General features: G+C 54.8%; 26 protein-coding genes and 1 pseudogene. 10 read left to right on the forward strand and 17 right to left on the reverse strand.

Features of this window, described 5'->3' with window-relative positions:
* Positions 1-903 precede the first annotated feature (903 nt).
* From U5A05_RS06930 to U5A05_RS06960, 7 genes are all read right to left on the reverse strand, one after another.
* Positions 904-1,965 (reverse strand): 2OG-Fe(II) oxygenase family protein, encoded by a 1,062-nt coding sequence (locus U5A05_RS06930; protein ID WP_321835993.1) that lies wholly within the window; start codon positions 1,963-1,965, stop codon positions 904-906.
* A 1,081-nt stretch (positions 1,966-3,046) separates the two neighbouring features.
* The gene (locus U5A05_RS06935) at positions 3,047-4,375 is read right to left on the reverse strand and encodes an RES family NAD+ phosphorylase (protein ID WP_321835994.1); all 1,329 of its coding nucleotides are present in this window, start codon (positions 4,373-4,375) and stop codon (positions 3,047-3,049) included.
* Between the two features lie 74 nt (positions 4,376-4,449).
* Positions 4,450-6,036 (reverse strand): hypothetical protein, encoded by a 1,587-nt coding sequence (locus U5A05_RS06940; RefSeq protein ID WP_321835995.1) that lies wholly within the window; start codon positions 6,034-6,036, stop codon positions 4,450-4,452.
* A gap of 256 nt (positions 6,037-6,292) precedes the next feature.
* Positions 6,293-6,928 carry a hypothetical protein gene (locus U5A05_RS06945; protein ID WP_321835996.1) on the reverse strand — a complete coding sequence of 212 codons (636 nt, stop codon included), beginning with the start codon at positions 6,926-6,928 and terminating at the stop codon, positions 6,293-6,295.
* A gap of 212 nt (positions 6,929-7,140) precedes the next feature.
* Positions 7,141-7,725: a DUF6630 family protein gene (locus U5A05_RS06950; RefSeq protein ID WP_261741391.1), complete on the reverse strand. Its 585-nt coding sequence runs from the start codon at positions 7,723-7,725 to the stop codon at positions 7,141-7,143.
* A 336-nt stretch (positions 7,726-8,061) separates the two neighbouring features.
* Positions 8,062-8,394, reverse strand: a complete 333-nt coding sequence (locus tag U5A05_RS06955) for a tetratricopeptide repeat protein (protein ID WP_321835997.1) — start codon at positions 8,392-8,394, stop codon at positions 8,062-8,064.
* Between the two features lie 307 nt (positions 8,395-8,701).
* Positions 8,702-9,595, reverse strand: coding sequence for a LysR family transcriptional regulator (locus U5A05_RS06960; RefSeq protein WP_261741393.1), 894 nt, complete (start codon positions 9,593-9,595; stop codon positions 8,702-8,704).
* A gap of 94 nt (positions 9,596-9,689) precedes the next feature.
* Between U5A05_RS06960 and U5A05_RS06965 the strand changes: the two genes are divergently transcribed.
* A complete protein-coding gene (locus U5A05_RS06965; RefSeq protein ID WP_321835998.1) occupies positions 9,690-10,856 on the forward strand; it encodes an MFS transporter in 1,167 nt (388 codons plus the stop codon).
* 55 nt (positions 10,857-10,911) lie between these two features.
* Here U5A05_RS06965 and U5A05_RS06970 read toward each other — a convergent pair whose 3' ends face one another.
* Both U5A05_RS06970 and U5A05_RS06975 read right to left on the reverse strand, forming a co-directional pair.
* A complete protein-coding gene (locus tag U5A05_RS06970; protein ID WP_321835999.1) occupies positions 10,912-12,135 on the reverse strand; it encodes an MFS transporter in 1,224 nt (407 codons plus the stop codon).
* 220 nt (positions 12,136-12,355) lie between these two features.
* Positions 12,356-12,436: pseudogene (locus tag U5A05_RS06975) on the reverse strand (type II toxin-antitoxin system RelB/DinJ family antitoxin); the annotation flags it as partial.
* Between the two features lie 487 nt (positions 12,437-12,923).
* On the opposite strand from U5A05_RS06975, the gene U5A05_RS06980 reads away from it, so the two are divergent.
* Positions 12,924-13,274: a DUF6124 family protein gene (locus U5A05_RS06980; RefSeq protein WP_321836000.1), complete on the forward strand. Its 351-nt coding sequence runs from the start codon at positions 12,924-12,926 to the stop codon at positions 13,272-13,274.
* A gap of 69 nt (positions 13,275-13,343) precedes the next feature.
* Here the strand turns inward: U5A05_RS06980 and U5A05_RS06985 are convergent, their stop codons facing one another.
* Both U5A05_RS06985 and U5A05_RS06990 read right to left on the reverse strand, forming a co-directional pair.
* Complete coding sequence (locus tag U5A05_RS06985) at positions 13,344-14,489, reverse strand: serine hydrolase domain-containing protein (RefSeq protein WP_321836001.1); 1,146 nt, start codon at positions 14,487-14,489, stop codon at positions 13,344-13,346.
* A 153-nt stretch (positions 14,490-14,642) separates the two neighbouring features.
* Complete coding sequence (locus U5A05_RS06990; RefSeq protein WP_321836002.1) at positions 14,643-15,698, reverse strand: fatty acid desaturase; 1,056 nt, start codon at positions 15,696-15,698, stop codon at positions 14,643-14,645.
* A gap of 394 nt (positions 15,699-16,092) precedes the next feature.
* Between U5A05_RS06990 and U5A05_RS06995 the strand changes: the two genes are divergently transcribed.
* The 3 genes from U5A05_RS06995 to U5A05_RS07005 all read left to right on the forward strand — a co-directional run bounded on the left by U5A05_RS06995 (position 16,093) and on the right by U5A05_RS07005 (position 17,880).
* Complete coding sequence (locus U5A05_RS06995; RefSeq protein ID WP_321836003.1) at positions 16,093-16,416, forward strand: GTP-binding protein; 324 nt, start codon at positions 16,093-16,095, stop codon at positions 16,414-16,416.
* Positions 16,413-17,168, forward strand: a complete 756-nt coding sequence (locus U5A05_RS07000) for a class II aldolase/adducin family protein (protein ID WP_321836004.1) — start codon at positions 16,413-16,415, stop codon at positions 17,166-17,168. The genes U5A05_RS06995 and U5A05_RS07000 overlap by 4 nt, the downstream gene beginning before the upstream one ends.
* Positions 17,169-17,358: 190 nt before the next feature.
* A complete protein-coding gene (locus U5A05_RS07005; protein WP_321836005.1) occupies positions 17,359-17,880 on the forward strand; it encodes a hypothetical protein in 522 nt (173 codons plus the stop codon).
* 88 nt (positions 17,881-17,968) lie between these two features.
* Here U5A05_RS07005 and U5A05_RS07010 read toward each other — a convergent pair whose 3' ends face one another.
* Entirely contained in the window at positions 17,969-18,304 is a 336-nt protein-coding gene (locus U5A05_RS07010; protein ID WP_321836006.1) for a hypothetical protein, read from the reverse strand.
* 233 nt (positions 18,305-18,537) lie between these two features.
* Here U5A05_RS07010 and U5A05_RS07015 point away from each other — a divergent pair, with 233 nt between their 5' ends.
* Positions 18,538-19,056, forward strand: coding sequence for a DUF4142 domain-containing protein (locus tag U5A05_RS07015; protein WP_261741404.1), 519 nt, complete (start codon positions 18,538-18,540; stop codon positions 19,054-19,056).
* 62 nt (positions 19,057-19,118) lie between these two features.
* Here U5A05_RS07015 and U5A05_RS07020 read toward each other — a convergent pair whose 3' ends face one another.
* The 3 genes from U5A05_RS07020 to U5A05_RS07030 form a co-directional block, all read right to left on the reverse strand.
* Positions 19,119-19,415 carry a DUF6388 family protein gene (locus tag U5A05_RS07020; RefSeq protein ID WP_016779995.1) on the reverse strand — a complete coding sequence of 99 codons (297 nt, stop codon included), beginning with the start codon at positions 19,413-19,415 and terminating at the stop codon, positions 19,119-19,121.
* A gap of 76 nt (positions 19,416-19,491) precedes the next feature.
* Positions 19,492-20,694: an MFS transporter gene (locus U5A05_RS07025; protein WP_261741405.1), complete on the reverse strand. Its 1,203-nt coding sequence runs from the start codon at positions 20,692-20,694 to the stop codon at positions 19,492-19,494.
* 148 nt (positions 20,695-20,842) lie between these two features.
* Positions 20,843-21,160 carry an ElaB/YgaM/YqjD family protein gene (locus tag U5A05_RS07030; protein WP_261741406.1) on the reverse strand — a complete coding sequence of 106 codons (318 nt, stop codon included), beginning with the start codon at positions 21,158-21,160 and terminating at the stop codon, positions 20,843-20,845.
* A gap of 177 nt (positions 21,161-21,337) precedes the next feature.
* On the opposite strand from U5A05_RS07030, the gene U5A05_RS07035 reads away from it, so the two are divergent.
* Entirely contained in the window at positions 21,338-21,589 is a 252-nt protein-coding gene (locus tag U5A05_RS07035; RefSeq protein WP_133077876.1) for a hypothetical protein, read from the forward strand.
* Positions 21,590-21,699: 110 nt separating this feature from the next.
* Here the strand turns inward: U5A05_RS07035 and U5A05_RS07040 are convergent, their stop codons facing one another.
* Positions 21,700-22,182 (reverse strand): GreA/GreB family elongation factor, encoded by a 483-nt coding sequence (locus tag U5A05_RS07040; RefSeq protein ID WP_321836007.1) that lies wholly within the window; start codon positions 22,180-22,182, stop codon positions 21,700-21,702.
* A gap of 125 nt (positions 22,183-22,307) precedes the next feature.
* Here U5A05_RS07040 and earP point away from each other — a divergent pair, with 125 nt between their 5' ends.
* From earP to U5A05_RS07055, 3 genes are all read left to right on the forward strand, one after another.
* Positions 22,308-23,441, forward strand: coding sequence for an elongation factor P maturation arginine rhamnosyltransferase EarP (earP, locus tag U5A05_RS07045; RefSeq protein WP_321836008.1), 1,134 nt, complete (start codon positions 22,308-22,310; stop codon positions 23,439-23,441).
* A gap of 49 nt (positions 23,442-23,490) precedes the next feature.
* A complete protein-coding gene (locus U5A05_RS07050; protein ID WP_016780001.1) occupies positions 23,491-24,063 on the forward strand; it encodes an elongation factor P in 573 nt (190 codons plus the stop codon).
* A 135-nt stretch (positions 24,064-24,198) separates the two neighbouring features.
* A complete protein-coding gene (locus tag U5A05_RS07055; protein WP_261741409.1) occupies positions 24,199-24,951 on the forward strand; it encodes a sulfite exporter TauE/SafE family protein in 753 nt (250 codons plus the stop codon).
* Here U5A05_RS07055 and U5A05_RS07060 read toward each other — a convergent pair.
* Positions 24,941-25,798 carry a LysR substrate-binding domain-containing protein gene (locus U5A05_RS07060; protein WP_261741410.1) on the reverse strand — a complete coding sequence of 286 codons (858 nt, stop codon included), beginning with the start codon at positions 25,796-25,798 and terminating at the stop codon, positions 24,941-24,943. The genes U5A05_RS07055 and U5A05_RS07060 overlap by 11 nt on opposite strands.
* Positions 25,799-25,878 lie beyond the last annotated feature (80 nt).

Genomic DNA, 25,878 nt, shown 5'->3' on the forward strand with positions numbered 1-25,878 from the left:
GGGGGTTTGTGGTTTCTGGCGTCTGGAAAAGGGTGATATGGGGATGCGGGCTTATTTCTCTAGCCAGGGGGCTCCTCTAGGCCGAGATCCGTTTGACCGCATCATGGTGGCTCAAGCGCTTGCGGAGGGTATCAGCCTGGTGACACACAACAGCGCCATGCACGCATACCCTCACACGATCATTGTTTGACCTGTGCGTTACCGTGTTACCAAGCCGCCCATCGAGGCGGTTTTTTTCGGTCTGTCACAAATAGGCCTGTAAACGCACCTTCTGAGACTGCCAGTACGAGCGCACAGCGTTTCTCGTCAAAGTGCTGATGGAAGGTGGTCGCACTTTGGCGTCACCCATAAAGGCTACAAGGCTCTCAGGTGAAGGCCATCGGATAGCAATGTTGACGGGCTTTGGGGTAGTGACGTGCTTCATGCCCAGGCGCGCGCCGTCGTCCCTCCACCTCGCCTGCGGGCTATATAGGTCTTTTTTTCTGCAGTTCTGCGCCTTGCGGGCAGCTGGCTGGGTAGAGAGTTTTACGAGACGAAAAGCCTGCAGATCCCTGCAAGGGTCCGGGTTTTGAGGCAAGGGAGTGAGTTCACATCAACCTGGGCACATGTTTGTGTTCGAGTAGGTCGCCGATGGCGAATGCTCTTTGTACCTGTTCAGTAGAGACCTACCGATTGCTCCAAGTAGCCACAAGCAGCTATCGGCCAGAATCGGTAATCGTGTGGCCACAAAGCTGGGCTATTCAATTTTCACCAAGCTTATATATGCAGCAAACATTGAAGTTGTAGAAGCCCTCTCACCTGGATCTCGTGAGAGGGCTTTTGCGGGCACCTTAACCACTGAGAAGCCCAATATTTTAATGGGCTTACATTACATCTTCGGGGCCCAAGTAATACCTCGACTGATTAGTTTGGGTATTGTTGTTGCGGTCGAAAGACTTCATCTTTTAGCCGTTCGATATGGGCCAAGCGATTCTCGCGGTGAATACGTTTTGTAGTAGTCCGTTCCGGGTAGCAGCGCATGAACATGTTGGTGAAGTGTTCACCATAATGAATTGATGTGTCTCTTTCGCTCCCAAGTACCGGGCGGGCAACAGCTTCGAAGTGAGGCTCGTGGAAGTAGGCGAAGGCAAAGCGCTCGCGGGTGTTCAGCTTGACTTTATGGGGCGTAGAAAGTAGAAGGCCATCAGTCAGAAATTGCAGAATATCCCCGGGGAAGACTGTAAATACGCGGGGGACTGGTTTGACAAATGTCCAAGGCTCCTGGTGCTCGAACTGGCCAGCAGAACTCTCTGATTGCAACCAGTTTCTGTTGCGTTTTTCTCCTGGAACCGGCGGGCGAATATACAAACCGCCCACATCATCCTGGCTGGCGATGACCAACAAACCATAATCTGTATGGGCACCAATCCCTCGGGATGTGCTGGAGGATTCGGCAGGGAAACGAAGCACACGCATGTGGTGCCATCCGTTTTTAGTCAGTGATGTTAGTGTGTTCTTGTCCGGCAACTCAAGCCCTAGGGCAACAAGTTCTAACAGCTTTTCTCCCACAAGGCCTAGCTCGTCCATGTAGTTCTGCATGCTGGACTTATAGTCGGCGTCGGGCCATGGTGCGGGACCGTGACAAGGCCAGCCCTGTTGTACCTGCTCGCTAGTGTGCGGTAAATCTTTGCAGACTGTGAATATCTCAGGGTTGTCCCGTTCGCCAGCAGTAACTTCTTCTCCTGAAAAAACATACCCGCTATAACTCAGATCACTCAAACAGCTTGCTTTTACCGCGTGAGGCATTTTGAAAAAGCGCTTGCTAGCCTGAAGAGCACTTTGCAGTGCGAGCTCTTGATCGGGGGTGCTTGTTATCTGGAAGATACCATCGGTTTGCCATGCTTTAATCAGCGCGTGACCTAGCGCTTTATCGGCAGAGCTGCCAGTGATGTATTCGGGCAAGATGAAGGTTTGTAAGGCAGTCATTATCGTTCCCTCTTAATCCATTTAAAGGGATGTACTCTCAATCAATGAGGCGTTGGACTTCGATACTGCGCTCAACGGAACTTCACCAGAACAGTGAAAAGCCACTGCTGGATCATGTACATCTTAATGTTCCCGTGCGGGAGTAAGTTTTTATCGTGAGTTGGCGGTTTATGCAAGCGCTTTTCGTAATTAAATTTCCAGCCTTATATTTCGCAATAGGTTGAGAGGCTGCTGGAAGTCCGGTATTTGTTGGCTTTGGCGTATTGCACAGACAAGTTATTTTAAGTGATGTGGAATGTAATTTAATCGTAACTCATTAATTCGTAAGGGGTTGATGCTTATAGGTGATTAGTTAATAAAGAGTAATTAGATTACTTATAGGTTACTCAGATATTACCTGTACCGTATCGGCTGTAGCCCTTTGATTTCGGGTGTTACAGACGTTTTTCCCAAGCGCTTACCGTTATTGCCTTTTTTCGATGGCGTTCCCCAAAAAATACACATGCCTTCTCAGGCGGTAGATTCACAGGTTGTCGCACAAAGTCATGGGAACGTTTTTACGCAGACCGCTCCTCTACATTTTTTCCGCACTTCTGCACCAAGCTGACAGCTGGCTGGGCTGTGGGCTGGGTAGAGAGTTTTGGGAGACGAAAACCCTGTGGATCCCTGCAAAGGTAGGTTTTTTTAGGCAATAGAGTGAGTTCACATCAACGTGGCACTTGCTTGTGCTCGAATTGGTCGTCGATGACGAATACCGGTTCTGCCTGTTCGGTAAAGACCTACCGATTGCTCCAGGTAGCCACAGGCAGCTATCGGCCATGAGCGGTCACTCGAACACATCACCTGATCAACTGTTTTGTCAGACAAAGCGGCCACCCATGCTCCGCTCTCAACATTGACCTGAACTGAGAAATGATCTCTGAAGATAGTGAGTCGAGTCGAGTCGATGCGTCACTAGTGGCTTCCGCAGAGGTGGGGGGGGGCTTGAGGCTGGAGAGCAAAGGCCACCCATAAGTAGACATTCAAATCTAGGAATTGCTCAAAGTCGATGAAGAGTGACTAGGAGTCATTCATCACTGCTTTACATTTGATCTAATTCCTCCAGGGAGGTAATAAAGTGTTGTTCACCCTCCCGTTTGTCCCAATCTGACGGGTCAAAATCGTTGGGGTTGAAATCCCATTCATCGTCAGCGTCGGCTGGGTCTATTTCGATGTGACCGTTTTTGACGTCAAACGTGACCTCCTCGTAGATCACTGCCGTGACTTGGTGAACCAGCAAGGTTTCTGCCTTGAGGGCCAATGCTGGAATAGCGGCAGTGAATAAAACAATATTCCGGGCATCGCTGTCATTCTGTCGTTGAGCCGACCTAAAAATCACCCCTTCGATAGGGTTGGGTGGCTGGGTGGCAAAGTATTCTGCAATCACCTGCGTCACGAGGTACTCGTGTTCGTCATCCGGCAAAACCGGCGAACTGATGATCTTGTGCAAAGACTTCAGGAAGTGCTCACGCTGCTTTTGCTCCTGATACGTATCGTCAAAATAGCTAATCGGGACACTCTCGATGTACGCGGTGTCAAGGCCCGCGAAATCAAAAACTCGCACATCCTGGCTGATCACAAATTCTCCGCTTACAACATTCCCTCCAACGGGTGGTCGAAGCTCCGCAATGCAAGTCGCTCGGTCGAATGCACCATAGAAGAAGGGAACTCCCGCTGGGTTCATCCGCCCAGCCTTTGCGAATTGCCTAGGGGGAGCATTAAGCTCGGCGACAGGGTTTAATATTACCTTTTCCACTGCACTTCTGCTGTCGCACCGACGGGCCCTATAGAATGTACTGCCTGCAGGGATCGTTCTTATTACCGACTCACGGTCTGCGAAGGGCGTGTAAACCCCAAACTCTTCAGCTCCTGCAAAAAGCCAATCCAGAAATGGCTTGGCTTCAGAGCTGAAGAATCTGCGTCCATACATTATTTCCGCCTTGAATCGCTTCCAGCGACGCTCGACGTTAGCCGGGCGATATCGGCGTTCAACGTAGTTGATGTCGGGCGGGAACTCGCTTTCCCCCCCATCAGCAATGTCTCGGTGCGATGGTTGTAGTTCACGTGAGATAGCTGCAACGATTGGTAGACTGTCATCGGACAGGCCCAACACATCGCCGATCCAGAACTGCAACGGGTCACCAAACCGCTCCTCATGACTGACTCGATCATCCTCGCCAAAAATCGGGTAGCTGTCGCCAGGCCGGATCAGCCAATTCAAGACGGATTGCACTTCCGCAGTTAGCCATCCAATGGAACAGCACTTTCGCCGTTTGTTACAGAACGAACATTTCGCGGCATCCCCTTCCGACATGATGCTGCTTTTTAAGATCGCATCCCCAACACATCCCCAACACACCTGCTCTTCCATGGATGCCTCATCCGCCTACATCGTGAACTGTAAAAGCAAGGCTACCTGACTGAGAGCCTGGCGATTGGCGGTGCTCAAATACAATGCACCTGGAACGGGATGTCGATACATGCCTTTGCAAGCTCAGACATGATCATGGAATCCGCCTTCAAGTCTGTGATGATATGCACCGTCGCAAGCGGATACATTTGCTTGGCTAGGCGCACGCCCCGGGTGAAGAGCTCAACACTTTCACTACCGGCAAACAGCCACGCGCCGACCGCATTCATGTCGACCTCTAGGGGGCCAGTTGAGGGTAGGCAGATGACTTTATGGGACGTTAGTAGGTCGCTATGCAATTGCCCAACCTTGTCTCGAAGCGCGGCCAGCCTCGCCTCCATGCTTGATGAACCATCAATGATCAGCACGGGCTGGGGTTGAACTTCAACTTGTGAGAATTCGTTGAGCACGGCCGCTAGCGGTGCAGCTAGGGTATGCCGCGTCTGTGGTCTGAACTCGTCGATTAGCGTGTAATCGTGGGGAAAATCGACGTTGTCGTAATTCACCAGTACCAGTGCGCCGTCTGTGGCGACGGCATCAGCATAGGACGCGGCCACACCATCGAAATAGCGTTTCTTCAGCGTCTTCAACGACTCATCGTCAGGCATCTTATGTTGCTTGCATTCGATGATAGCGGCCACGTCATCTGGCTGAATCACCGTCGATGTACCACGGACAACTACGATATCCGGCTGTACATTTTTGCCGGCGCGACGCAGATAGGACGGCTGGTAGATGATCTGGCCAAATGGGAGGCTCTTGCGTTCGGCGACTACGACCGTTTGCCCCAACTCAAGTAGTGCCGCACCTGTCGGCGAGCGATTGAGCTCGAATCCGCGTCGCGCAAACAGCTGTAGCGTAGTGACCAAGCACCAAAGCTCGTAGATTTGCCAACGATGGCGCCAGAATGGCAAGTCAAGGATGTCTTCGGCCTTGAGATTGGGGGCACATTGATCCAGCAGTGACTGTAGATGTGCAAAGGCATGCATATCCCAGAGCGATAGGTTCTTGATGGCCCATAACGCGGGTACTGCATCAGCCGTCCCCCAGTAGCCGCTTTTTTCCAGCCCCTGGTCGCGCACGCTTTCGCATAGGTCGTAAATCCTTGAAGCGACACTTTTGGGCATCGCATCTTTAGGCTTAGCTGGCAGCTTGGCTGGTCTCTCGTTGGGTCTGTTTTCCTGATAGTTCCTGCAAGCGTCAGCGAAGCCATTGCAGAGATTATTGAAAGCATTGCTTTCTGGTACTTGCTCAAGTAGCTGGCGATAGCGCCGAAAGGCCTCGAAATTGATCGTGACTTGGTCACCCTTAATGTTGAAATTCCAACTGATGTCGAGGGTGTGCTTCGACGTCTTCGTCATGCTGCGTTCGCAGTAATTCCAGATGTCTTGGAACATGACCGAGAGTGGTTCAAGGACCTCTAGCATGGCCATCAGGTACTGTTGGGCGCTGATAGCCTTACTCTCGTCGGAAAGAATAAAGCTCTCATCCGGAATGCTCAGCTTGATCGCCAAAGATTTCAGCAGCGCCTCGTCGCGGGGATTTTTTCCATAGCCTTGCGCCACCGCGAGCTCATTGCTGTACCAGAGCTTCCGATGGATCTGCGCGCACGTTTCTATCATGGGGTCCTTTCCGTGGGAGTTGACTGCAGAGGCCAGCCTAGACTAACAAAGAGCCTTGCACCATCATTTCACATTGAGCATTCCTATGGCTGGTACTGGCCGAAAAGGGCCGCTAGCTAGTGGCCGCTTTTGGGCGGCTTCTGTCACTCCTAATTGGTAGAGCTCAGCTAGTTCCGGGCTCATCAGTGCTTGGACGACGAGCGAGCGGCGTTGCGACACTCAAAGGACAAGCATGTCCATTTCCATACTAGGGAAACTAGGCCAGCTGGAACTGCCCACGGAGCTGCAGCGCAAGTCGCGATCGCCATTGCTCCACGACCAGCCCCGCTAAGTCTGCCAGGTTGCTGTCAGTTGAATTCATGATGGCATGGACGGCGGAAAGCAGGTTATCCGCCAAATCTTGTTCGGGGCTCATTCCTAGTGTGCGGATAAGAGTGATTGTGTCTTGCGATTGCCCTGGCGCGCCGCGCCAGTCCTTCGGCCACTCGAAGCGGTGTTTATAAAAATTTGCAGCTCCGTTTGCGATCGCGACGTAGCTCAGGCTTGACCTCGAATCGAGATCTGCCTCCAACGACATCACGGCGTTCTTATTTATCTTCTGTCCGTTTAGCTCGTAGATCCGCTTTACAATCGAAACCGTCTCGGTGATGGCCGCCTGAATAAGTACAAACATGGCCCCGAGCAGTACACCGGCCTCGTCGTATATTAGCTCCGCTGGGTGATCCCAGAATTTTCGCCCCGGATGGCCTATCTCCCGGAGGCGATCAGACCAAGCATCGAGTGCTTGTTTAGTTAACTCCGCGTGCGATCGGATTACGCTGGAGAGGGGAAACTGATCGAGCTCGTCTTCTAGCTCATGCACCAATCTCAATATCTGCGTTTGCTTGTCCAAGATGTCCTCCTATGCAGATGGGCATCATAACGTCAGCAGAGTCCAATGCGCCTCGCTGGATGCGTACAGGGAGACTGTGTCTGGTCGAATCTGCTCTCCCTGGATGACCGCTCCTGGCGGTTCTCTGCCTGTCGCCAACGTCAGCTTCGGGTCGATAGCAGCCGTAAGCGGCACAGACTTAAGGCGTGGGACTGTTTCGGACAGCCTCACGACTAGAAGTTCTCAAAACTGACTTTTATACCAGCTCGTCCAGCCAACTCAGCAATCTCTTCCAGCCGATTAGTGTCAACAATGACACCTTCGTAATTATCATCTCCGAAATCCAGGTGAAGATAACGTTTACCAAACCGAGCCAGCCATTGATCAAAGTCATTGAGAACTTCGGGCATCGATGAGACACCATCCTGCACATAAACGTATGGCTCTTTCAAACCACTGGCTCTAACCAAATAGGGGGCTTGGTACTCAAACACGTCAAAGCCCTTCCAATCCATGCTAAGGAGAACGAGGTTTTCAAGTTTTTGTCCCTTTGAGTCATTCAGAAATCCCTCCGAGAGGGCACTGGATGCGTCGTCTCCCATTGCGTACCTACGCATCACGCGCCTAACAAGCCTAGCGCCTTCTTTTTCTGGAACTACAGCTACCAGCGTTTTGGAAAAAGCCTCAAGAGCTTTTTTCTGGGACGGATCGCTTCGTTCCGGCCGCAGTTCTTTCATGATTGCTGAAGCGCTGAGGTTGGTTTCCTCGGGTGGGGGCATGGTAAAGCGTCCACCAAACAACCGATCTAAGATGCCCATATTAGCCCTCTGTATTACCTTGAAAAAATCATCGGAATCGCCCCGGTTCTCTTAGAGATATCGAAGCCTCAAAAGGACGCAAGCTTAGGCAAGGTTCGATCAGTCAGCTTTTGGCCTAGTGACAGGAGGGTTCGCTGACTTCATTGCTGCGCTGAGTGTGGCTACCCTGCCAAGCGCGGAAGGCTAACTTACCAGGCAGCAAACGAGGTCCGCTTATTGCCGTCGTCGAACTATCATCGGTCAGCTAGCTTATTAAAGCGCGGCACAATTTTTTAGGAATACGAAATACCTAGGGTCATCGCTGCCAAAAATCTCATCTCCAGCCCCCATGTACGCTCACATGAGTACATCGGCGGCTCGATCAGTTTCCCCTCTTTCGTACAGTGCTTGGCCCAGACGCAAATGCAGAAATGGATTGCCGATTGCATCGGGACAAGTCATCGCATACTCAAGAGCTTCTTTTGCCGAGGTGAAGAATCCCCCAAGAAAACAGGCATCGCCGATAGCGGCAAGCACCCATGTCGCCGCCTCCCAGTTATTTTTGGGTTCTGGAATCAGCTCCCACGCCAGGTTGTATTGGCCGATGGCGGCCTTGTAGTCACCACTTTCCAGGAGCCCATCACCCACTTGGCAAAACTCTTTGATCTGCTCATGGGTCAAGGTATCCATTTGATTTCCCTATCCATAAGGTTTAAGCGCGTGAGTCCCGGATTTTGCAAGCACGCTGGTAGATAAACAAGCGTGAAAATGACCACGATAGATAGGGCAGCTTCTGGCCGATTTCTGCCAGTGACGACAGGCAGGAATCGGCCAGAAGCGGTCTTTTACGACGGCCATTTAAGACGTGCGGACGACCCATCAATGCCAGAGCTCACGATTGTTCCAGTAAGGCAAACCACCTATTGATAGTGCACCCAAAAATGTTTTGATCACTTCAACATCACAAGTACCCGAAAATATCAGCGTACGCCTCCGCTTACATCCGGTGATGTTCCAGCAAGAAGTCCACGAACAATCGTACCCGCGCCGGCATTGCCGCCCCGCCGACGAACACCGCATGAATCGGTTCTTGGTCCCCGGGGTTCCAGGCTTCCAACAGCGGAATCAGGTCGCCGCGCTGCAGATCCTCGCTCACGCTGAACTCACCGATACGTGCAATGCCGGCACCTACTCGCGCGAGTTGTGCCAGCGCTTCACCACTGCTGCATTCGATGTTGCCGCTGACCTTTAGGGAAAACTCTTTTCCATCGCGGATGAACGGCCAGTTGGGTTCGGCACGCCGGAAGTTGAAGCGCAGGCAGTTGTGCCGTAGCAGGTCCTCCGGTTCGAGGGGGATGCCGTGGCGCTGCAGGTACTCGGGGGATGCCACCACGACCTGGCCGGTGGCACCGATCCTGCGCGCGGTCAGCGGGCTGTCCGGCAAATGGCCAAAGCGTACCGCCACGTCAGCCTGGCCGCCGAGAATGTCGACGACTTCGTCACCCAGTGTGAGGTCGACGACGATATTCGGATAACGGGCGCTGAATGCTGCCACCAAGGGAACGATGGCCAGCCGCCCATGGCCCAGGGCGGCGCTGACCCGCAATCGGCCCCTTGGTACGCCTTGGTCGGCGATGGCTTCTTCGACCTCGGCCATGTCGGCCAGGATGCGCCGGGCGCCGCGCAGGAAAGCTTCACCCTCGGCGGTGAAGGTGATCGCTCGGGTGGTGCGCAACAGCAGGCGGGTGCCCAGACGCTGCTCGGTACGCGCAATGATCCGACTGACTGCAGAGGGTGTCAGCCCCAATGCACGCGCGGCGGCCGACAGGCTGCCTTCCTGCGCCACCGTAACGAACACGCTCATTTCACCCGACCTGCCGTTGAAGTCCATTTGTGCTCACTACGCAAAGGTGATTGCCAAAAATGCTATCTACCGCCTTGAAAGGGTGGATCGTAGCATTGGCGGCATAGATAAGGAGTTTTCCATGCGTATCAATCCACCACTTGTAGCACTCGCCATTGGCGCCTTTGCCATTGGCGTTACCGAGTTCGCACCCATGGGCATGTTGCCGGGCATCGCTGCGGATCTCGGCGTATCTATTCCCGCCGCAGGTCTGTTGGTCAGTGCTTACGCGCTGGGCGTACTCCTCGGCGCGCCGCTGATGACCCTGACCACCGGCAGAATTCCACGACGCTATCTGCTGATTGGACTCATGGCGATTTTCACCTTGGGCAATCTGATGTCAGCCCTGGCTACCGATTACTACAGTCTCATGGTCGCCAGGGTGGTGACCTCACTGAACCACGGTGCGTTCTTTGGTGTCGGCTCCATCGTCGCCGCCAGCGTGGTCGCACCGCAGAAACGTGCGGGGGCGGTTGCGGCCATGTTCATGGGCCTGACCCTGGCGACCATCGGTGGTGTTCCACTGGCCGCCTGGTTTGGCGAACTGCTGGGCTGGCGCACGGCATTCTGGGGTATTACCGGCCTCGGCGTGGTGGCCATGGTCGCATTATGGTTCGCTCTGCCCAACCTGCCGGCGCCGAAAAGCGTCGGTGTACTGGCCGAAATCAAGGTACTGGGCCGTGGCCCGGTGCTGGGGGCCTTGGCCCTGACCGTTGTCGGCTCGGGAGCCATGTTCACCGTCTTCACCTACATCGCACCGATCCTCAGCAGTGAGACTCACGCATCCACCGCTTACATCACCGCCATGCTGGTGCTGTTCGGTGTGGGTTTGACGCTGGGCAACATGTGGGGCGGCAAGGCCGCCGACCGCTCGATAGATCGCACCCTGATCGTTTCGTTGAGCATGCTGATTCTGGTCTTGCTGGCGTTCACTGTACTGATGCGCTGGCCGCTGCCAGCCGCGGTTGCCATCCTGATATGGGGTATCGCCAGCTTCGCCCTTGTGCCGCCGCTGCAGATGCGCGTTATGGAAGCGGCCAAGGACGCGCCCAATCTGGCCTCGGCGGTAAATATCGGCGCCTTCAACTTCGGCAACGCGATTGGTGCGGCGCTGGGCGGAGCGGTGATCAATGCCGGGCTGGGTTATCCGGCGATCTCCTTGGCCGGAGCGGCGATGGCTGCTCTGGGGCTGCTGATGGTGTTGGCTTATGCCTGGCGTTCCAGAACGATTGAAGCAGCAGTGGTGTGACGAAGATGAGGGGGAGTGGTTCGTTACAGAAAAATGGCAGTGTTGATGCAGGATGTCAGCATCTGTCAGTTTTTCTGCCCAAAAGCAGCGCCACCAACCCCAGTCCCTGAATGCACCCTGCGACAACCAGCAGAGACAATTCCCCGTACGCCCCGCCCATCAAAGATTTCACCCCACCAAAAACCACCGGTGCAAACGCATAGCAGCCCTGTGCGATCGCCACAATCAGCGTAACCACACGATGAACTTGGTAGCGCGGGAACTCTGCCTGAGCGATTAGCGGCGGCAGCGATGTTGCATTGCCAATACCAATGCCGAAAAGGATCATGCCTACCCATAGCAACGCAGGAAATGCACTCAAACCGATCAAGCTCACACATCCGGCAAGTTGGCAGCCGTAATTGATACAGGCAACCGTGCGGCGGTTGATATTTCTCCCCATCAGCCAAGTGGCCAGGTACCTACCGGCTATAGCGCTTGTAGTCGCCACGCCTATGGCCAGGCCTGCGGTTTGTGCTGCAACATGGTTGGTCAACATCAAAAAAAGTTGGCTAACCAGGCCAATTTGCGCGAACAAGCCTAGGGACATTGCCGCCGCCAGGGTAAGGAACTGCCTGTTTACTCTCAGCATTATCGCTGAGGGGCTAGACGACTGCTGAAGTTCGCATAGCTCGTGAGACGCCCCATCGGGGTATTGGCCGAGTTGTTCGGGTCGGATGTTGAACACCATGAATGAGAGTCCAGCCATTACCGCTACGGACAGGATCCCCGTGCCTATCGCCGCATTAGTGAAGCCAAATGTGCTAATCAAGTAGACCCAGGCAGATGAGAAGATCACACCGCCGAGGCTCGCGCCATTGTAAGCCTTGGCTAATGCATCTGGCCGCCTCTTCACGAACCAAGGAGAGATTACTGCATTGACTGCGGCGGCCCCCATCGTTACCCAACCGAAGCCGCTAAGCGTTGCGGCAATAAATAGCTGATAAGGTTGAGTGGCAATGGACCAACCGTACACTCCGATCGAGAGAATGATCACGCCAGCAAGCGTGACTAAAGGAACGCCTGCATGTCTATAAAAGCCAGGTAGGTTCACCACCACCAACGTACCAGACAGAAAGTGTACTGTAACCGCAGCGGAGCACATGGCCAGCGACCAACCGGTACTCTGCATGACTGCGTACATGAAAATTGGTGGGCCGTAGAAACCAATGCCCCAGCCGAATACGGCCATCACAAATGTCGCAACGACTACCTTGTTACCAAAAAAAGACGGCCTCATTAGCCCGCTCCTTCGAATACTGTTGCCGCAGTATGGAGTCTAAGTGGGCGTACACTTCGGGGTTGAACGAAGTATGGATGTACAAGCTGCGAACCGTTCACCAGCTGCGGTTGCCAGCGCAATCGCCGAGCACCGCACAATGCGGCAACACTCCTTCTGCTTACTCCGAATGTTGTAGTTGTGTAGCGTCGACCGGTTGAATCCAAAGCTGATAGCAGTCGGGCAACTTGCGCAGGCGTTCAAGTTCCTGATAGGCGCGGGCTTTGAGTTCATCGTCCACGCGGATGTTGATAGAGGCCATGAACTTGACTCCTGTAATGATATTTGTCATTGCGTTGTCGTTTTTCACATTGCTATGCAAGCGCCATTCGGTGGTTGAAGATTTTAGATAACTCACATTGCCTCCAAGGATTAAACCCCGCCGTGAGGCGATCAGTTATGTGAGATTAGCTAGCGTAAATCAGGACTTTCGTACGACGTTTCGCTTTCAATCCAGTGAAGCTTCCGAGAGAATCCCGCTCGCTTGCGCCTGCCCAAATCGGGGAATAGTCTCGGCCCATCGCTGCAAAATCAGCGGTCGGGTTTAGTCGCCCGGTTTGCCATCTGGCGCATCAGCGCCACCCTAGAGAGGCGCTTTTTTTGGCCCACCTTCTATGGTGGCCGTGCGCAGGGCGCCTTTGGGCGCGCCGGTTTCCAGATGCACCGGTCGACTAACCTGCGTACGGCTGCCACCCCTTCGTTTAGTCGCGACAAGTGGCAGCTCCTTTGGACGCATCTGGAGTTGACCCATGAAAAAGATCACCCCCGATCCACCTTCTTTTACCCTGCAAGATGCTGCTCAGTGCGATACACAGTCGCTGGACCGTGCCGCCGCTGATCGTGCGCTCGATTTCTACCTGCAAAGCCATATGCCTGCTCGCCCCATGGGCGCGGCGATGTTTGCCATCCCGAACAGTGTCAATTTAGAAGCGGCTTTGGCCCAAGCGTCAGACTTGTTGCGCTGCGCGGGTGCTTCGGCGAGTGAGGCGGGGAGTGGCTTGAGCGGTATGCAGCGCGATCTGGTGTTGTCGGTAGCGCATTTGGTGGAGCTGGCCAAGGCGTATGTCGACAAGTCGCTGGATGGTGTGGCGATGCACTAAGCAGCACGCGCCTGGGGCAAGCAGGCGCGTTATTTCTATCAGGCTGTGGAGGCTTCAATCCGTGAACGCCTAGAACGCGGCGTAAGCCAGAGCTGCCAGGTTCTGGGCACGTGGATCAATCATCGTGTGACCACCCGATGTGGTTGTCACAAAGCTGAAGCTGATGTCTCGTTCAGCGTCGGCGAAGGCAATTGGACCGCCAAGGCCTATATGACCAAAGGTGTTGGGCCCCATGCAGTGTGTAGCATCCGGATCGGCCTTCTGTTCCATCATGCAACCCAAGCCATAACGCATTGGCCGCTTCCAGATACGGTCTATGCCGTTGCTGTGCTCCTTGGTGAACTCATTCAGCATCTCTTTGCCGATCAAGCGCCCGGCCAGCAATGCGCTGTAAAAACCGGCCAGTCCACCTGCCGTGCTGTGTGAGCTTGCGCCGGGCTGCTGAAAGGCCCACCACCTGGGATCAGATGATCGCTTGGGCGTCATGCCTGGATTGGTAAATGCAAGCGTCGAGATATCTTCTGAATCAGCAGCAACCACTGCTCGTAAGTTCCTGGAGTAAGGGTCGCCTGTTCGGCCTTTGGCGGCGTTAAAGTGGGCGATGCGGTAAAAATTGTTCTCTTCCACGCCAAGATGAACTTCCAGTCCATGGGGCTGGGTTATTTCCTCTCGGATAAAGGTGCAAGGGGTGCGCCCGTCAGTTCGCTGAATCAACTCCCCGAGGATCCAGCCATAGGTTGTAGTTCCATAGCCAAGTTCGGTCCCGGGCTGCCACCATAACGGTTCAGCAGCCAGTACTTGAACCATATGTTCCCAGTCATACATCTTGGGATTGTGGTCCGGGAATCTCAAAGCGGGAATCCCGGAGGTATGGCTCATCACATGCCGCAGGGTCACTTCACCTTTATCGCCTTGTGCGAACTCAGGCCAATAATGAGCCACCGGGATGTCCAGTTCTAATTTCCCTTTCTCAACCAGCATCAATGCAGCCACCGCCGCGAACGGTTTGACCGTGCAAAATGTATTGACCAATGTATCTTTGTTCCAGGCTTTTTTACCTTCTAGATCCGACGAGCCTGCCCATACATCTATAACGGTCTCATCACCGATCTTGACGCAAAGTCCTCCCCCTCGTTCCTGCGGATCATTAAAGATGGATTCAAAAGCCCGTTTGACGCCTTCAAACTCCGGTGTACATATTCCCTTGGCTTCCATGCTTAAGACTCCCTGCGATTGAAGTTACGCTATTGTTTAACTCGTCAGTTAAGGCAGTCGCCTGAAAGTTGACGAGTGATAACGGTCCGTGTTTGGTGTTTTCGGTGGTGATACTCGATGACTGAGTAAACAGACAGTGAGAAGGTTTTTTATTCAAGACTCCGGCTGAGTAAAGTTGTAGCGGTTAGCGCGTTTATAGGTGCCAAAGTCATTAAAGCGCACACCGTGCTCAGCGAGTACCTTATGGGCAAAGGGCGCTGTCATTTGACGAAGGTAGAACGGGTCTCTGACCACGAAATGATGAATGCAGTGTGTGCTGCCAAAATTGAAGCAAAACAACTGGAATGGCCACAACCACCAATGGTTCATGACTTGGGTTTGCTGCAAGGGATTGCGTGGTGTCACGTCGCCATAATAATGAATGTTGGAGCTAATAAAGAACAGGCAGAACTGACGTATGATATTTGGCGCTACGATGATAACCACCGCGCTATTGATCACGTTCATCAGCATTGAAGTGGTTGGTGATGGCTGATAGGCAATGCCCATAAGGGAGCTTGCCCATGTGTACAGGTGATACCCCAGGAATATATACCAGCAGCCCCAGTACAGGAGCCCCATAGGCGCATTCAAGCGAAGTACCTTGACTGTCAATCTGATCTTTTCTCGCCAGGTAGGTGCGAACAAGGCATTCACAATACCAAATACAAAGCCGTCAATAAGTTTTAAAAACCTCTTTGCACCCCATGTGCTGCCGCTGGTAGTAATCCATGCTTCAACATCGGTATCTGTGCCCGACTCTTTGTGGTGGTGAAAGTGCAGCTCACGCCTTAACCAAGGGCTGGGCATTCCTGGGCGAGTTATCCAGCAAAGCAGCATCATCAGGTTGTGTGCTAAGGGTTGCTTTCTGAAATACAGGCGGTGGATCAAGTCATGTTCAAGTTCGTGTATGAGCGAGGTCAGTAAGGCATTGACCAGAATGCACAGCCAGCCGGGTATTATGCCTTTTATATACAGCGCGCCCATGATCACCATCCCCGTCACGGACAGTGTCATCACACTGGCACCTATGACGTTCTGATAACCTAGCAGGCTGTACCGTTTGCGCAGTTCGTTACTGTGTTGTGTAATTTTTTGCGTGATGTCGTTGATTGACTCTTGCTCTGTTTTTGATAGAGGGCTGGTTGATATTGTATGTGTGTTATTCATCACTTCATCCTTTGAAGACGATGGGGCAGGTTGGCTTCACTAGCAAAGCACAGATAAAATTTAGGGCAAGTTTTAAATGTTTTCGGGAGTTTGATCTGACGAGTGGATATATAAAATGTCGTATTGTCTGACAAAACAGCTTATATGTTGAGCTTAATAAGGTTTTGTTTTTAGCAAAGCATCGGTAGGGGGGTAGCAACTTAGGATGGATACTTGTATTGGCAGTTTTTTATTTTGATGAATAATTGTTTTCGGTGTAAGCAAGCCAAACATTAATAATGACTGGTTAGTCACTCTCTTATATCCCGGTACCTCACGTTGTAGTTTCGCGCAGCCTGATGCGCTCTGGCTGGATTCGGAGCCTGAACCGCGAGGGGCCAAACCGCTAACTCCCGTGTCCCGCGACGATCACAGTGAAATGCTCAGCAGCCGGACATGGCAGCAGACCGCTACCCTCAATATCGAGCGCTTGCGCGGCTGGTTGCAGGCGTTGCCCAGTGATGTTTTCCGGGTCAAGGGCCTGATGGTATTGGCCCAGAGCAGCTCGGCGCACTGGTTGCAGCATGTTGGCAGCCGCAGTCAGTTTTTGCCCGCCACCGATGAAGCAATGGCCAACGTAAGCCGGTTGGTGTTTATTGCTCGTCGTGGCTTCGATGGCTGGGATGCTTTGGAGCGTGGGTTGCAGGCATGCAAAATCACAGAGGATGAGCGGACATGAACCCGGTAGAACAGCATTTACGTGAGCAACTGGCGGCGTGTTATCGACTGATCGCGCACTTTCGCATGACCGATCTGATCTTTACCCACATCTCGGTGCGATTGCCGGGGCCTGAACATCACTTTCTGATCAACCCGTACGGGCTGATGTTCGAGGAAATCACGGCATCCAACCTGGTCAAGATAGACCTGCAAGGCCATGCCGTGGAACCGTCGCCGTACCCGGTCAACCCGGCAGGTTTTGTGATCCACAGCGCCATACACGGCGCCCGTGAAGACGCCCATTGCGTGCTGCATACCCATACCAGGTCCGGGTGTGCCGTGGCGGCATTGCAGTGTGGCCTGCTACCGGTCAACCAGATTTCGATGGAGTTCTATGGCCGTGTCGCGTATCACGACTATGAAGGTGTGGCGTTGGACCTGAGCGAGCAGCAGCGGCTGGTGCAGGACATGGGCGACAAGCCTGTGCTGATCCTGCGTAATCACGGTTTGCTGACCGTTGGTGAAACTGTGAGTCAGGCCTTTTTGCGCATGTATTACCTGGATAAAGCCTGCGAAATCCAGCTGGCCGCGATGGCTGCCGGTGAGTTGGTTTTACCCGCCGCCGATATTTGCGAATACACCGAGCGCCAGTTCAACGACCCCGGCAGGCCGCTGGAGGAGGGCGAGTTGGACGACCCGGACGCCATGCAACTGGCTTGGGCTGCGTTACTGCGAATGCTTGATCGTATTGCGCCGGGTTATCAGGATTGATGCTGGCCCGAGGGCTCCAAGTACCTTGTGGGAGCGGGCTTGCTCGCGATTCAGGCGGCTCGGTCTGGCTGAAGAAGCGCAGTAGCGTGCTCTGCGTTACTATCTGGCCCTGGCAATCATCAAGGACGACTGAATGCATCGGCCGTCCCATTGAGTGCTCCCACTCGAACTCAAATGGATTTAGACGATTATGAAGCTGCTCCCACTTGGCATGCTGTTGTTGCTGACCGCAGGCTGCGCACAGGTCCAGCACTACACGCCCCCAGCCGGCGCACCCCAGGCGCAGATCCGCAGTGAAATGGACGCGTTGAGCAATTATCGCAACTACCTGACCCTGACCGAGGCTCCGATTGTGGGCTGCAAGTACGGCCGGACAGTGGCAGTGAAGCCGGGCCGGCAATTGTTCGCCGTGCGCGACAAAACCTCCCGGCCAGCAGGCTCTATCTCTGTCGAAGCGGCAAAGCCGTTGCATTTAGTGGTGGATGGCGCGGCAAACGCCGGCCGTACCTGCAGAATCGAATTCGTCAGTGAGTTCGCCTCGGGGGCTCGCTATGTGATCAAGGGCGGCATTATTGAAAACCCCGAGACCTATGACTCTTGCCAGGTGAAGATTTTTGACGAGGACACCGGAGCGCCTCTGCGGATGGTCGAGCCGCCAGCCTCCAAGGGCAACGGCTGTGCTCTGGATCGGTTGCCGTTGACGGTGCGTTGATCGCCAGCCTGCCTTCATTCGGGTGAGCCAGTTTCAACGGTGATAAAAACCTGTACGCACCGTTCGCAAGTCTCTTGCGAGGCTTGATTCAGGATGACTGGCTTTTCACCGCCAGAGTTCTGGAGAAAACTTGCTCTGCTTCCACGAATGCAGGTGTTCTGCCAGCGTCTGCATAAACGTCTTCGCCTTCTTCAACCCTGATGACCTCAGAACCCTTCACGTATGGCATGGCCTGTTCAGCTTGTTGGAGCGCGCTATGGATCAGGCCTTGGGTAATGGTGGCCTCATCCAGCCCGTAGGCCTGGGCGAAAGCCTTGATTTTGACCAGATCATGCTTGTGCAACGCAAGGGTGTATTCAACCCGCTCACTGGATTCCTGAGACCTGGATTCCCAGTTGTTGAGCATGTCCCTGAAGATGTCCATAAGGCTTCTCCTGTGTGTCTGGAAGTGTTCCTGGACAGTATGGCTCACGGTTCGCTGAAATGACTGCATGGCCATGTGTGAAGGGGCTCTTGGTAAGAGTCCAATTTTTCCTGGCCCCGGCAGCTTGTCTGAAGCAACCACCCGTCAGAAAAGATAACTTCATCTAAACCTTTGCCATTACGTGCCTTCAGATTCTGTGCAGGGAATAAACCTGCCTTTTTCTGGAGGATGTTATGAAAACCCTGATTGGCCCTAAACGCTTCGTGGCAGGTTGTGCCTTGGTCTGTTCCCTGATCGTGGCGGCCACAGCAGTCGCAGCCAGTCCGGCAGGCTTTGTTGATGAGGCCCATGCAGCAGGGATTGCCCAGATAGAAACCAGCCGTATGGCGATCAGTAAAACCTCTTCAACAGACGTAGAAAGTTATGCCGTGGAGGTAATCAAGGACTACACCAATGCCAACCGGGATTTGAAGGACATTGCCAGCAAGCAGGATCTGCAGGTTGCCAGCGACGAGCAGATCCTCGACAAGGCCAAAAAGCTGATGCTGCAGGTGCAAGAAGGGGATTCATTCGATGCGGCCTATGCGGCCAGTCAGGTGAAAACCCATGAAGAGGTCATTGAGCTGTTCAAGCAGCAAGCCAGCAGCTCTGACTCGCCCGAGTTGCAGGCACTGGCCGAAAAATATTTGCCCAAACTTGAAATGCATCTGGTGATGGCCAAAAAGCTGGTGGATGCCCATCACAAATCCTGAACTTTGAACAAAAAAACGCCCGGAGAGTGATCGACCGGGCGTTGTTTGTGGGGCAGGTTGGTTCAGACGGCGATTTCGTTGAAACCGCAATACTCTTCCCAGCTCATGTCCAGTGCTTCGGCAACTTCCTGGTGCACTTCAAGGCGCATGCTCTTGAGTTCCTCAGGTGAACGGGCGATCAGTTCCAGTGCCAGCTCCCAGGCCTCCAGGCCGCGACTTTCGGCTTCATCTTCAAAAGCCCACAAAATCTGCTGCTGGCGGTCCTCTGCGCTCAGCTCTTTCATTTCTTCGATCAGTTCAGGGTGCGCCTTGATAAAAGTATCCAGGGCCAGTTCATTACGGGATTCTTTAGGGATCATATGGCGTCTCGGATCGTCAGGGCGTTTTTCGCATGCTAGCGATTTCGCATTACGATGAAAAGCGCCATATGAGCGCTTATTCGACGGCTTGCAGCTTGCTTTCGCGTTGCAGGCTGTAGCCCCAGACCGCCAGTGCCAGCGTCGCGACCACTGCGCCGACGACCACGATGCCGTCCCAGCCATACACCGGATAGGTCTGCGCGCCTACCAGCGAACCCATTGCGCCACCAATGAAATAGCAGGTGATATATCCGGCATTCAGGCGGTTACGGGCTGCTGGGCGCACTTTGAACACCGCATTCTGGTTGCTGACGTGGACCAGTTGCACGGCAAAATCCAGCGCCAGTACGCCGATCAGCAAGGCGATCAACGAATGGCCGGCAAACGCCATGGGCAGCCAGCACGCCAGCAGGGCCAGCAGACCGACGGTAGTGGCCAGTTGGCCTTTGCCGCGATCGGCCATGCGCCCGGCCCAGTTTGCGGCTACTGCGCCAACGGCGCCCGCCAGGCCGAACAGCCCGATAACGGCATCCGAGTAGCTGTAGGGCGGCACAGCCAGCAGAAAGGCCAGCGGTGTCCAGAACAGGGCAAATAGCGAGAAGGTCAGCAGCCCCAGCAGTGCCCGCAGGCGCAATACCGGTTCTTCGACAAACAGTTTGAATACCGACCCCAGCAGTTTCGGGTAGCTCAGGCCCGCGCTCTGGTGATGGTTGGGCAGGGCGCAAAACAGGGAGATGGCACTGACCAGCATCAAGGCCGCCGCCACCAGATAAATGGTTCGCCAGTCGCCTGCCGAAGACAGAGCGCCCGCCACCGTTCGGGCCAGCAGGATGCCCAGGAGCAGACCGCTCATCAGAGTGCCGACCACCCGGCCGCGACTTAACGGGTCGGTCAGGCTGGCGGCCATTGGCACCAGCACTTGTGCCGACACTGAAAAAAGCCCGGTTATCGCCGTACCGATCAACAGCCAGGTCAGTGACGGCGCAAAGGCGCTTAAGAGCAGGCCCAGGGCGCTGAGCACGGTCATGGTGACGATCAGTCGGCGTTGCTCGAACAGATCGCCCAGCGGCACCAGCAGCAACAGGCCAGCGCCGTAGCTCAGCTGTGCAGTGATGACCACCGTACCGGCGCTGCTCATACTCAGGCCCAGTTCCTGGGCGATGGTGTGCAGCAGGGGTTGGGCGTAATAGTTGCTGGCGACAGCCAGGCCGGTGGCGGTGGCCATCAGCAGAATCAGGGCTGTACTCAAGGGTTTGGTAGCAGTTATAGAAGCGGACATTGACTGTCTCGTTGGCATGGGGAATGCCGCGAAGTATCAGAATGCTTGCGCTTAATGTCACTGAATATGTCGAGAGTTTTAATTTTTAAACGACAAAGCCCCTGACCATGACCGCCAGGGGCTTTGCTTTATAAAGGTCGCGAGTGGCTTAGTTGCGACGGCCCAGCAGCAGGCCCACTACCAGGCCGAAACCGGCCGAGATGGCCACGGTTTGCCACGGATGGCCACCGATATAGTTTTCTGTGGCATCGACCACGGGCTTGGTGCGTTCACGCACATTGGTGACTGAGTCCAGCGCCTGCTTAAGCTTCAGGCTCACTTGTGCACGCAGTGTCTCGCCCTCTTCGCCGACCAGGGACACGCTGTCCTTGAGCAGTTTTTCAGATTCGGCAATCAATTCTTGCAGCTCGCTGAACGCTTGATCCTTGATTTGATCTTCAGCTTGTACGGCATTTTTTCGAGCCATTGCGGTACTCCTTGCAGGTTAAAAGTGTGATGACTAATGGAGTCAACCCAATGCTAAAAAGTTGCATCTGTTTTGAGTCGGATGGTGTTCTGAGCTGACAGCGTAGTCAAAAACCGGGCTGAGACACTTCTTTGTAGGGTGTAAGATGTCACCTAATTTACGCCGCAGGAAATTCTCATGAGCTTCAACCTCGCCAACAAGCCTCTCGCTGAGCGTGCTGCGCTTGAAGATGAAAAATCCCGTTTGTATGACCTTTGGCAGAGCAACCTGGGCAAGGCCAAAGGGGATGCGGCGCGTTTGTTCGGTGAGCGCGCCAAGCGCAAGGGCAAATGGGCTGAATGGGTGCGCTCGGAGCTGGACGCCATGTCGCCGCCTGAATACGCCAACATGGTGCGCAGCGAAGTGAATCGCATGATGGCTGCCAAGTAAGCTTTACGCAAAACCCGTGGGAGCGGGCTTGCTCGCGATTCAGGCGACGCGGTTTAGATGAGTGATCGAGTCGATACCATCGCGAGCAAGCCCGCTCCCACATTAGTTGCCTAGAGCGTTTCGCAGACGCTGGATATTTGCACCGCCCCGCCAACGTTGATCTGCACCTCGTCATCCAGCTGTTTGCCCAGCAAGGCTGCACCCAGCGGTGAACGTGGGGTGATGACGGTGACCGTGTGCCCGTCGTGGTCGAGCTTGAGCCCGGCGGCATCCGGAGCCAGGAATAGCCACTGCTCACTGCCGTTTTCGGCCTCCAGATGGACCAGCGCCCCGATTTGAATACCCTGCGCCGGGTTGTATGGAGCAAGCGGCATGGCCCGGCAGTTTTTCAGCGCCTGACGAATTTCTTCAACCCGGCGTGCCTGACCTGTTGCCAGATACGAGGCTTCAAGCCCAAGAGTGTCGTACTTGTTCTCGGCGATGTTTTCCGCGTGGGTTGCAGCTTCGTAGGCGGTTTGCGCTGCGCGCTGGAGCACATCGAGGTCGATTTCGAGTTTTTCCAGCATCAGCAGGTGCACAGCGGTCTTGTTCATGGGTCGTGGCTTAATTGAGACGAGCGGCGATTGTCGCACGAGTACCGCACAGATAAATCCGCCTTAAACCTTCTGTACGCGTTGAATTATGCGGACAATCAGCCCTTTGAATGTTGGAGCCCGGAATGAAAGCCTCCTGGGATGTTTTTTGCAGTGTGGTCGATAACTACGGCGACATTGGTGTGACCTGGCGCCTGGCCCGGCAATTGGTGGCCGAACATCAGCTGGGCGTGCGGCTGTGGGTCGATGATCTGCGGGCGTTCGTGCCGTTGTGCCCCGAGGCGGATGTCAATGCTGCGCGCCAATGGCAGCAGGGGGTCGAGGTGTGCCAGTGGCCAGAGCAGTGGCAGCCGACCGATGTCGCTGACGTGGTGGTCGAGGCCTTCGCCTGCAAACTGCCTGAAGGCTATTTGCAGGCGATGAAGGCCCGTGCAACGCCTGCATTGTGGATCAACCTCGAGTACTTGAGTGCCGAAGACTGGGTCAGCGGTTGTCACGGCTTGCCTTCCATGCGGCCCGATGGACTGAAGCGGATGTTCTTCTTTCCGGGGTTTGACGCAGGGACCGGCGGCCTGCTGCGCGAAGCCGATGTGTTGCAACGTCGTCGCGCCTTTGAGCAGGACCCGCAGGCCAGGCAGGCATTTTTGCAGGGGCTGGGAGTTTTTCCGGCCAGTAATGCGCGCCTGGTGTCCTTGTTTGCCTATGAAAACACCGGGTTGGCCAGTTGGCTGGATGCGATGGCAGCTGGCAGCGTTCCGACCCATCTGCTGGTGCCGCAGGGGCGGATCATGGGTGATTTGCTGCGCTGGCTCGGCGTCGACCAACTGGCCCTGGGGTCTGTCGAACAGCGTGGAGCCTTGACCGTTCAGACCTTGCCGTTCGTCCGTCAGGAGGATTACGACCACCTGTTATGGAGCTGTGATTTCAACGCGGTACGCGGCGAAGACTCTTTTGTGCGGGCGCAATGGGCGGGTCGCCCGCTGCTTTGGCACATTTATGAGCAGGAAGAGGATGCGCACTGGGTCAAGCTCAACGCGTTCCTCGCTTTGTATGTCAAAGACCTTTCACCCGCCGCAGCCCAGGCATTTACCGGCATGTGGCACGCCTGGAATAGCGGCGGCGATATGGCACAAAGCTGGAATTTGCTGCTTGAACACTGGCCAGAGATCACTGCGCATGCCGAGCGCTGGTGTCTGGAACAGTCATTGCAGGCCGATCTTGCGCAAGCGCTAGTACTGTTTTATAGAAATTGGATATGATACGCGGCCTAGATTTTTGTAAATCTCAATCCAAATTCGGATATTCGTAATGAAAACTGGTAAAGAGCTTAAACCCGGTACAGTCATCAAGCTCGAAAACGACCCTTGGTTGGTTCAGAAAGCTGAATTCACCAAGTCCGGTCGTAACAGCGCAATCATGAAGACCAAGCTGAAAAACCTGCTGACTGGCTACAAGACTGAAATCGTATACAGCGCTGACGACAAGCTGGAAGACGTGATCCTGGATCGCAAAGAAGCGACCCTGTCCTTCATCAGCGGCGACACCTACACGTTCATGGACACCACTGACTACACCATGTACGAGCTGAACGCTGAAGACATCGAAGCTGTTCTGCCATTCGTTGAAGAAGGCATGACCGACGTTTGCGAAGCGATCTTCTTCGAAGACCGTCTGGTATCCGTAGAGCTGCCGACCACTATCGTGCGTCAGGTTGACTACACCGAAGGTTCCGCTCGCGGCGACACTTCGGGCAAGGTGATGAAGCCTGCCAAACTGAAAAACGGTACCGAGCTGAGCGTTGCAGATTTCGTTGAAATCGGCGACTGGATCGAAATCGATACCCGTGACGGTGGTTCCTACAAGGGCCGCGCCAAGGTTTAAACCTTGCGTTAACCGCACGCTGAAAAAGCCCGGCCTTATGGTCGGGCTTTTTTTTACCCGTGAAAAAGCCCCGGTTTAGAGCTTTGCCCCGGGTCAGTGACTGGTTAGCATGGGCGCTCACAAAGAGGGGCTGCAATGCTGATCGATTTTGCAATGTATACCGCCCTGGGTCTTGCCCTGGGGGCGATGGGCGGGTTGTTCGGGATAGGCGGCGGCTTGATCGCGATCCCGGTATTGGGGTTGTGGTTCGGGCTGGACCAGCAGTTGGCGCAAGGTACTGCGCTGGTCATGTCGGTGCCCAATGTGTTTCTCGCCCTGTATCGCTATCACCAGCGCAACAAGATCGATCTGCGTCAGGCCGTGCCGCTGGTGCTGATGAGTTTTTGTTTCGCCTGGCTCGGGGCAATGCTCGCGGTGGGTGTGGATCCACGCAGTATTCGCTGGGGCTTTATCGGCTTTCTACTGGCAATTACCCTGTACAACCTGATCAAGCTGTACAGCTCGTCCGCACAGCCGGTGGCCGGTTCACGCTACGGCTGGCCTTGGTATGGTGCGCTGGGCGTTCTGGCGGGGACCACGGGCGGGCTGTTTGGTGTCGGCGGGGCGGTGGTGGCTGCGCCAGTGCTGACGAGCGTGTTCGGCACCTCGCAAATTGTGGCTCAGGGCCTGTCGCTGGCCTTGGCCGCGCCGAGCACCGCCGTCACGTTATTGACGTACGCGGTGCATGACGAGGTCAACTGGGTCATGGGTGTGCCAATGGCCATCGGTGGTCTGTTGAGCATCAGTTGGGGGGTCAAGCTCGCTCATGCGATGCCCGAGCGCATGTTGCGCGGCTGGTACTGTGCCTTTTTGCTGGTGTGTGCGGGGTTGCTCGCGATCAAAGCTTGAAGCCTTCGACGATGTACTCGGCAAAGCACTCGATGATGGGCGACGACGCGCTGTTGGGTTTGCGTAGCAGTTCAATGCTGGCGGAGGGTAGCTGCGGCAGGTTCTCTGCCTCGCCAATAATCCGCAGGTCGGGAGTCAGCAGGCTTTCCAGCTGGGCGGTCACGGCCAGCCCGGTACTGACCACGGCGTTAATCGCCGCGAGGCTGGCGCTGGTATACGCGACCCGGTATTCGCGCTGCTGAACATCCAGCGCATTGCAGGCCCAGGTCCGGCAAAAACAGTCGGTATTGAACATCGCCAGCGGCAAAATCGCTTGTTCGTGGGGCGCAAAGCCTTGGGCCACCATCCAGACAAAACGTTCCTGACGCAGGATCTGGCCGATTTCGCTACCGGGCTTGCGGGTCACGATGGTCAGGTCCAGATCGTTGCGTTGCAGCAGCAGGGCTGACGGCTCGCAATGCACTTCGACGTTGATCAGTGGGTAATCCTGTGCAAAACGCGACAACACTCCGGGCAAAAAGCGCATCACATAGTCATCTGGCGAACCGATTTTGACCGTGCCCACCATATGCGGCTGGCGCAGAGTGTTGAACACTTCGCTGTGCAGCTTGAGGATGCGTCGCGCATAACCGAGCAGCACATGGCCCTCGGGGGTCAGGCTGACATTGCGCCCCTCGCGCTGGAACAGTGCACATTGCAGCACGTCTTCTTCCAGCCGTTTCATCTGCATGCTGACCGCCGACTGCGTGCGATTGACCACTTCGGCGGCCCGGGTAAAGCCACCGTGATCGGCGATCGCGGCAAAGGTGCGCAGCAAGTCGGTGTCGATACTGGGGAACTCGGCCATTGATCAATCTCGCAGATGTATCGCATAAGAAACATTCGTTGGATTGATCTTAAGCCTGGGTCGAGACTTGAGCCATACCC

Origin of the sequence: Pseudomonas kulmbachensis (assembly GCF_963681935.1) — a bacterium.
Taxonomy (GTDB): domain Bacteria; phylum Pseudomonadota; class Gammaproteobacteria; order Pseudomonadales; family Pseudomonadaceae; genus Aquipseudomonas; species Aquipseudomonas kulmbachensis.